Origin of the sequence: Agromyces binzhouensis, from assembly GCF_004135055.1 — a bacterium.
GTDB lineage: Bacteria > Actinomycetota > Actinomycetes > Actinomycetales > Microbacteriaceae > Agromyces > Agromyces binzhouensis.
On record NZ_SDPL01000808.1, the window covers coordinates 1 to 582 of the forward strand.

At 77.3% G+C, this 582-nt stretch carries 1 protein-coding gene; it reads left to right on the plus strand.

The genetic code is table 11. The features are described 5' to 3' along the window. Window positions 1–14: 14 nt before the first annotated feature. Window positions 15–582 (plus strand): glycoside hydrolase family 36 N-terminal domain-containing protein (locus ESO86_RS18350; RefSeq protein ID WP_277985260.1); only part of this gene is annotated, 568 nt, incomplete at its 3' end.

Genomic DNA, 582 nt, shown 5'->3' on the forward strand with positions numbered 1-582 from the left:
CGGGGCGTCCCGGCGTGCAGTTCGCCCGCGACCTCGCAGCGGCCGACGGGGCGCGCGCGGCCGCCGCGCTCCGGGCGCCCCGGTTCCGGCTCGACGCCGACTCGGTCGAGGTGACGGCGTCGACGGATGCCACGGGCGGAACGATCACGTTCGAGGTCGTCGACGACGAGGCCCGCGTGGCCGTCTCATCCCGGCTCGAGCTCACGCCCGAGGGCGTGCTGCGGATCCGGCATCGCGTGGCCAATCGCGGGGAGGGCCGGCTCGCCGTCGGACGACTCGCCACGATCCTGCCGGTGCCCGCCAGGGCGAGCGAGCTGCTCGACTTCAGCGGACTCTGGGCGCGGGAGCGGCGACCGATCCGCCGACCCCTCGAGCACGGGGTGCATGCGCGCGAGTCCCGTCACGGTCGCGGCGGGCACGACGACGCGTTCCTGCTCGTCGCCGGCACCCCCGGCTTCGGGTTCGGGCACGGCGAGGTGTGGGCGACGCACGTCGCATGGTCGGGCGACACCGAGGCGTGGGGGGAGCGCAGCGCGCTCGGGCCGGCGACCCTCGGCGGCGGCGAGCTGCTCGCCCGGGGCG